Origin of the sequence: Oceanobacillus saliphilus (assembly GCF_023522835.1) — a bacterium.
GTDB classification, from domain to species: Bacteria; Bacillota; Bacilli; order Bacillales; family Amphibacillaceae; genus Oceanobacillus; species Oceanobacillus saliphilus.
Genome location: NZ_JALCZU010000185.1, coordinates 1 through 264 on the forward strand (window position 1 = coordinate 1; position 264 = coordinate 264).

The window sequence follows — 264 nt, forward strand, 5'->3', positions numbered from 1 at the left end:
GGGATTTTTTCTAGCAATCGCGCTTTTGCCCCAACTATCTTTGTATCTGAATAAGGCGGTTTTATTTGTTTCGCGTGGCGCTCATGAAGTGGCCCTGTATTACAGTGCTGAACTGTTAATTAAGGTGGGAATTGCTTTTGTACTCGGTATTGCAATGGCAATGATGACCAAGGTGCAGGAACAAAGGCGAGCCGGTGATTCAGCAGGGGTTGAAAAATCCTTTTATGAGGCCATAGAGTATAGCTCAGCGCTCAGTGTCATTGT

At 45.1% G+C, this 264-nt stretch carries 1 protein-coding gene; it reads left to right on the forward strand.

Annotated features, from left to right (window positions below):
- On the forward strand, positions 1 to 264 hold a 264-nt coding region (locus MN204_RS20870), incomplete at both ends, for a hypothetical protein (protein ID WP_249872963.1).